The 5,209-nt window shown below is 73.4% G+C and carries 7 protein-coding genes; 3 read left to right on the plus strand and 4 right to left on the minus strand.

Features of this window, described 5'->3' with window-relative positions; genetic code table 11:
• Positions 1 to 971: PP2C family protein-serine/threonine phosphatase (locus ACOV8S_RS07715; RefSeq protein WP_448316897.1), on the plus strand; the 971-nt coding region annotated here is incomplete at its 5' end.
• 28 nt (positions 972 to 999) lie between these two features.
• Positions 1,000 to 1,830, plus strand: coding sequence for an SDR family NAD(P)-dependent oxidoreductase (locus ACOV8S_RS07720; RefSeq protein ID WP_448316898.1), 831 nt, complete (start codon positions 1,000 to 1,002; stop codon positions 1,828 to 1,830).
• A 47-nt stretch (positions 1,831 to 1,877) separates the two neighbouring features.
• Here ACOV8S_RS07720 and ACOV8S_RS07725 read toward each other — a convergent pair whose 3' ends face one another.
• The 3 genes from ACOV8S_RS07725 to ACOV8S_RS07735 all read right to left on the minus strand — a co-directional run bounded on the left by ACOV8S_RS07725 (position 1,878) and on the right by ACOV8S_RS07735 (position 4,336).
• Positions 1,878 to 3,185 (minus strand): phytase, encoded by a 1,308-nt coding sequence (locus tag ACOV8S_RS07725; RefSeq protein ID WP_448316899.1) that lies wholly within the window; start codon positions 3,183 to 3,185, stop codon positions 1,878 to 1,880.
• 120 nt (positions 3,186 to 3,305) lie between these two features.
• Complete coding sequence (locus ACOV8S_RS07730; RefSeq protein ID WP_448316900.1) at positions 3,306 to 3,491, minus strand: DUF397 domain-containing protein; 186 nt, start codon at positions 3,489 to 3,491, stop codon at positions 3,306 to 3,308.
• The gene (locus ACOV8S_RS07735; RefSeq protein WP_448316902.1) at positions 3,488 to 4,336 is read right to left on the minus strand and encodes a helix-turn-helix domain-containing protein; all 849 of its coding nucleotides are present in this window, start codon (positions 4,334 to 4,336) and stop codon (positions 3,488 to 3,490) included. The genes ACOV8S_RS07730 and ACOV8S_RS07735 overlap by 4 nt, the downstream gene beginning before the upstream one ends.
• Positions 4,337 to 4,450: 114 nt before the next feature.
• Here ACOV8S_RS07735 and ACOV8S_RS07740 point away from each other — a divergent pair, with 114 nt between their 5' ends.
• Entirely contained in the window at positions 4,451 to 4,918 is a 468-nt protein-coding gene (locus tag ACOV8S_RS07740) for an ATP-binding protein (protein WP_448316904.1), read from the plus strand.
• Here ACOV8S_RS07740 and ACOV8S_RS07745 read toward each other — a convergent pair.
• A partial coding sequence (locus ACOV8S_RS07745; protein ID WP_448316906.1) for a GNAT family N-acetyltransferase occupies positions 4,884 to 5,209 on the minus strand: 326 nt, incomplete at its 5' end. The two genes, ACOV8S_RS07740 and ACOV8S_RS07745, sit on opposite strands and share 35 nt — an antisense overlap.

A 5,209-nucleotide genomic window follows, 5' to 3' on the forward strand; every position in this document is an offset into this window, starting at 1 on the left:
GCCCCGGGGAGTGCGGCCTGGACTCCGGCTACCGCGCGCTCTTCGAACAGTTCGCCTGCGCCAGCGCCGTCGTCGCCCCCCTGCGGGCCCGCCGGCAGATCTTCGGGGCCCTCACCCTGGCTCGCGAGGACCCCTCGGACCCGTTCGTCGAGAGCGATCTCGTCTTCGTCGACGACCTGGCACGCGCCGTGGCCCTCGCGGTCGAGAACCAGCGTCTGTACGACGGGACCCGCTACGTCGCCGAACGGCTCCAGCGCGACCTGCTGCCCGCCCTGCCGCGGATGCCCGGGCTGGAACTCGACGCGAGCTACGCGACGTCGTCCCTCACCACCCGGATCGGCGGCGACTGGTACGACTGCTTCCGGCTCCCCGACGGCGATCTCGCACTGATCATCGGTGACATCGCCGGACACGACCTGGACGCGGCGATCACCATGAGCCAGCTGCGCAGCATGCTGCGGGGCATCGCCCTGGACCGGCAGGAGCCCGCCGAGGAGGTGCTGCGCCGGCTCGACATGGCCGACCGGAGCCTGCGGTCCGCCACGACCGCCACCTGCGTGTACGGCAGGATGCGGGAAATGGCGCCCGGGGACTGGGAGTTCCACTTCTCCTCGGCGGGCCACCTGCCGCCCCTGCTGGTGGACCCCGAGCGGGGCGCGCGCCTGCTCGAGGGCGGCACCGGGCTGATGCTCGGCACCGGGTACGACCTGCCCCGCGAAGGCGCCTCGGTGCGGGTGCCCCAGGGGGCGACGCTCCTGCTCTTCACCGACGGCCTGGTCGAGCGGCGGGGCGAGGACCTCGACGACTCGCTGCGGCGGCTCCGCGACCAGGCCCTCGCCCTCGCCCACGAGCCACTGGGCGCCCTGTGCGACGAACTGCTGATCCGTCTGGGCGCCGACGCCACCGACGACATCGCCCTGCTGGCCGTACGGCCCGGGCAGACGGACGACGCGGGCGGCGAGGGCGATTGACCGCGCCCGGACCGGTTACTCCGCCCTCATGAACACGCCCCACACCACACCCGCACCGGGCGAGCCCGGCAGCCGCCGGCCCGTCGCACTGGTCACCGGGGCCTCACGCGGCATCGGTTTCGAGCTCGCCCGCCAGTTCGCCGAGCACGGCTACGACCTGCTGATCAACGCCGAGGACGAGGCCCTCGAGGACGCCGCGGCCCGGCTGCGGGAGACCGGCGCCGACGTGCGCACCGTCCGCGCCGACCTCCGCGACCCGCAGGGAGTCGCCCAGGTGGTGGCCGCCGCGGCCCCCTTCGCCGTGGACGTCGCCGCGCTGAACGCCGGCGTCGGCCGCGGTGGCGCCTTCGTGGACACCGACCCGGACGACGACCGTGAGGTCATCGACCTGAACGTCACCTCCACCGTCCTGCTCGCCAAACCGCTGCTGCGACGGATGCTGGAGCGCGGGGAGGGCCGCCTGCTGTTCACCTCGTCGGTCGCCTCGCTGTCGCCCGGTTCCTTCCAGTCCGTCTACAACGCGTCGAAGTCCTTCGTGCAGTCCTTCGCCCAGGCCCTGCAGGAGGAACTGAAGGACACCGGGGTGAGCGTCACCTCCTTCATGCCGGGCCCCACCGACACCGACTTCTTCCGGCGTGCCGGGATGGAGGACACCAAGGTCGGCACGATGGAGAAGGACGACCCCGCCGAGGTGGCCCGCCAGGCCTTCGAGGCGGTCACCAAGGGCCGGAAGAAGCTGGTCACCGGATCGGCGCAGACCAAGGCGCAGGGCACCGTGCAGAAGGTGCTGCCGGACAAGGTGAAGGGCCTTCTCCACCGGAAGATGGCGGAGCCGGGGACGGGTGAGGACGAGTCGTAGGAGTCCTCCGGGCGATCCCGGCCCCGCCCCGGCCCGCCCGGCCGTGCTCAGCCGCGACGCCGGTCCAGCACCGCCTCGACGTCGGCGAGGTCGACGAACTTGAAGCCGGTGGCCTCGCGGTCGGCGTCCTCCGGGGACGCGTGGCCGTCCTGCACCACCAGGAGGCCGTCCGGGAAGCGGCGGCCCAGCGGCGCGTCGAGGACGGCCGCGCCGTCGCACTCCTCGGCGCCGTCCAGCCCGCCCGACGCCACCACGCGGAAGCCGCCCGCGTACCGGCCCCGCTCGTACACGGCGAAGGTGTCGTCACCCTGGCTGGAGGCCAGCAGCCGGGCGCCGCCGCCCGCGCCGCCGGGCAGCAGCGTCAGGCCCTCGACGTCGGCGGTGAGGCGGGTGCCGCCCACTCCGGGGTCCGCGCCGGCCTGCACGCACTCGTCGCTCTCCTCGTCGTACACCGCCGGCACGCCGAACTCCCGCACGGTGTCCAGCAGTTCCGGCGTGCCGCGCAGCCCCGACGGAATCCGCCAGATGCCGACGTCCTCCTGCCCCGCGTACACGGCGCCGGTCGCGGGATCCACCACCATCCCCTCGACCTGCGGCAGGTCCCCGGGATCGCCGCAGGGCGACCAGGAACCCCCGCCGGGCAGGCGGAACGACGAGGGAAGCGCGACGGTACGCACCTTCCGGTAGGTGACGGAGCCGGCGGAGGTGACACGCAGCTCGAGCAGCGCCACCTCGGTGGTCCCGGCCCGGCTCACCACGGCGTAGGACCGGCCGGTGCGCCGGTCGGTGAGGGTAGCCAGACCGTAGGCGGTCCGCTCCTCGTTCACCTCCTCCTGCGAGGTGGTGAAGATCCGCGGGGCCGTCGCGTCGGTGACGTCCGTGAGCGGGGCGGCGGTACGGCCGCCGTCGATCCGGTAGAACCGCAGCCGGTCGGTGCCGCGGTCGCTGGCCACGGCGACGTCCGCCCGGCCGGAGGGCAGCCGCAGACCCTGCACCAGGTCGACGTTGTTGAACCGGCCCGGTGCGTCGTCGGGCCCCGGGGCCGGGGGAGCCGGAACGGCCTGCACCTGCCGGGCGTCGAGGTCGTAGACGCGCAGGCCGCCCTCCTTCACCGCGGCGACGACCAGGCTGCGGTCCGGGTCGGCCGGGTTGCGCCAGATCGCCGGGTCGTCGGCGTCCGCATTGCCGCCCTCGGCGTCGTCGAACACCGCGGCGGTCTCCGCGCGGGGCGTCACGCCGGGGAGCTCCCCGGCCGGCCGGCCCGACGCACCGGCCGACGGGGCCAGGGCCAGGGTGCTCGCCACCACCGCCACGGCGGCGGTCAGGACGCGTGTTCTGCTGGTACCGGTCTTCACAACTCGCTCCCGGGGAACTGCGTTCGTCGTCTGGGTCGGACAGCCGGAGCGTGCCTGTCCACCGTGCGCGGGAGAAGAGCGGGGTCCGTCCGCGGGGCGACGGGCGGGTGAACGCCAGGATCAGGGGAGCCGGCGCACCAGGCGGAGGAACGCGGCCCACGCGGCGGGGTCGAGGGCCAGCGGGGTGCGGCGCACGTCCTTGGAGTCCCGCACGTGCACGGTGTGGGGGAGGGACGCGACCTCGACGCAGTTGTCCCCGCCGCTTCCGCTGTAGCTGCTTCGCACCCAGGACAGTTCGGCGCTCATGGCGCTCCTCGCATCCGCTTCAACCGGTCCACCGTGTCGGCACGGTTCAGTGCCTGGGTCCGCATCCTTCCATAGCGGTGCTGCATGGCACTGACCAGCTTGCGCGAGGTGAACAGCATGCTGCTGTCATGGCCCTCCACGTAGCCGATCCACTCGTGCTCCGGTGTCTCGGCCAGGTACATCTGACCGTCCACGCCCGCGTGGTCCTCCTGGCGAAGCGGCATCAGGAGAATCTCCACGTTGCGACGGTGGCTCTGCGCGAGCAGATTGTCGATGACTTCCGCCGTGACCTCCTCGCCGCCCAGGCGGCGTTCGAGTACCGCCTGCTCGACGATGAACGAGAAGGCGGTGTTCGGGCGCTCGGCCAGGAGGCGCTGGCGTTCGAGGCGGGCCGCCACCTGCTGCTGCAGTTGCTCCTCGGACAGTGGTGGCAGACGCCGCTCGAAGATGGCGCGGATGTAGCCCTCGGGCTGCAACAGCCCGGGCACCGCGCGGCATTCGTAGGCGAAGAGGCACACCGCCTCCTCCTCGATCGCCGCCCAGTGCTGGAACCAGGACGCGAGCCCCGGGCGCCGCGTGAGGCTCCGCGCGGCGGCCCGCAGGACCTTGCCCGCCGTCGCGCCGAGGGCCTCCTCCGCCCGGTCCGGCAGGTCCTGCGGCGGGTACCGCTTCCCCTGCTCGATCTTGGCGATGTACACGGCCGAGTAGCCGACCAGGGAGGCGAACTCCTCCTGCGTGCCGCCGCCTTCCTCCCGCAACGCCTTGAGGACCGCGCCGAAGGTCTTGAGCCCGTCGGACGCCTCGGCCCGGTTGCGCACGGCCTCACCGCCGCGTTCCGCTGTCACACCGACATGCTCACGGATCGTCACGGCCCGCGTCCAAGGAATCGGCTGATACAACCCTCCCTGTACCAGTGGCGTACCTGGCCCGGCCGGGAACCCGGGCCGCAGGGTGAGGCCATGACCGTTCCGCCGGCCGAAGAGGCCGTCACCGTACGTGAGCTCGTCCAGCGCTTCTCCGCCACGCGCCGTGGCGCGCGGCTGGCCCGCAGGCTGGCCGCGCACCAGCTCCACACCTGGGGCGTGCCGTACGACAGCGAGGGCTCGGACGCCGTCACCCTGGTGGTCGCCGAGCTGGCCGCCAACGCGGTGCTCCACGGCCGGGTGCCCGGGCGGGACTTCGCGTTGCGGCTGGTGTACGACGCGCCGGCCGCCCGGGTCCGCGTGGAGCTGTCGGACACCGGCCCCCGCATGCCACGGGCGGACCGCGGAGGGCCGCTGGACGAGGCGGGGCGCGGCCTGCTGCTGGTCGCGGCACTCGCCCGCGCGTGGGGCGTCGCGCCGCGCCGGGGGCCGGGCAAGACCGTGTGGGCGGAGGTCGACCTGACCGGGGTCAGGCCTCGAGCTCGGCCTTCAGCCAGGCCTTGACCTCCGGGGTCGCCTCGTCCGTGATGTCGCGGTAACCGTCGTGCTTGGTCAGGTACTTGGCCACGTACGGGCAGATCGGGACCAGGTGCATGCCGCCGGCGCGCACGTGCTCCAGCGCCTCGCGGACCAGGACCGAGGCCAGGCCACGGCCGGCGTAGGCGTCCTCGACCACCGTGTGGAAGAAGACCCGCTGGTTCCCGTGGTCGCGGAACTCGGTGAAACCGGCGACCGCGCCCTCCACCAGGATCTCGTAGCGGTGGGCCTCGAGGGCGAGGCGGACCTGGGTGGTCT

Source organism: Streptomyces sp. CO7, from assembly GCF_053474865.1.

Bases quoted from the DNA above. Each gene is read 5' to 3' on its own strand.
- ACOV8S_RS07720 (WP_448316898.1), top strand. From the start codon at position 1,000: ATGAACACGCCCCACACCACACCCGCACCGGGCGAGCCCGGCAGCCGC.
- ACOV8S_RS07730 (WP_448316900.1), bottom strand. From the start codon at position 3,491: ATGAGCGCCGAACTGTCCTGGGTGCGAAGCAGCTACAGCGGAAGCGGC.
- ACOV8S_RS07740 (WP_448316904.1), top strand. From the start codon at position 4,451: ATGACCGTTCCGCCGGCCGAAGAGGCCGTCACCGTACGTGAGCTCGTC.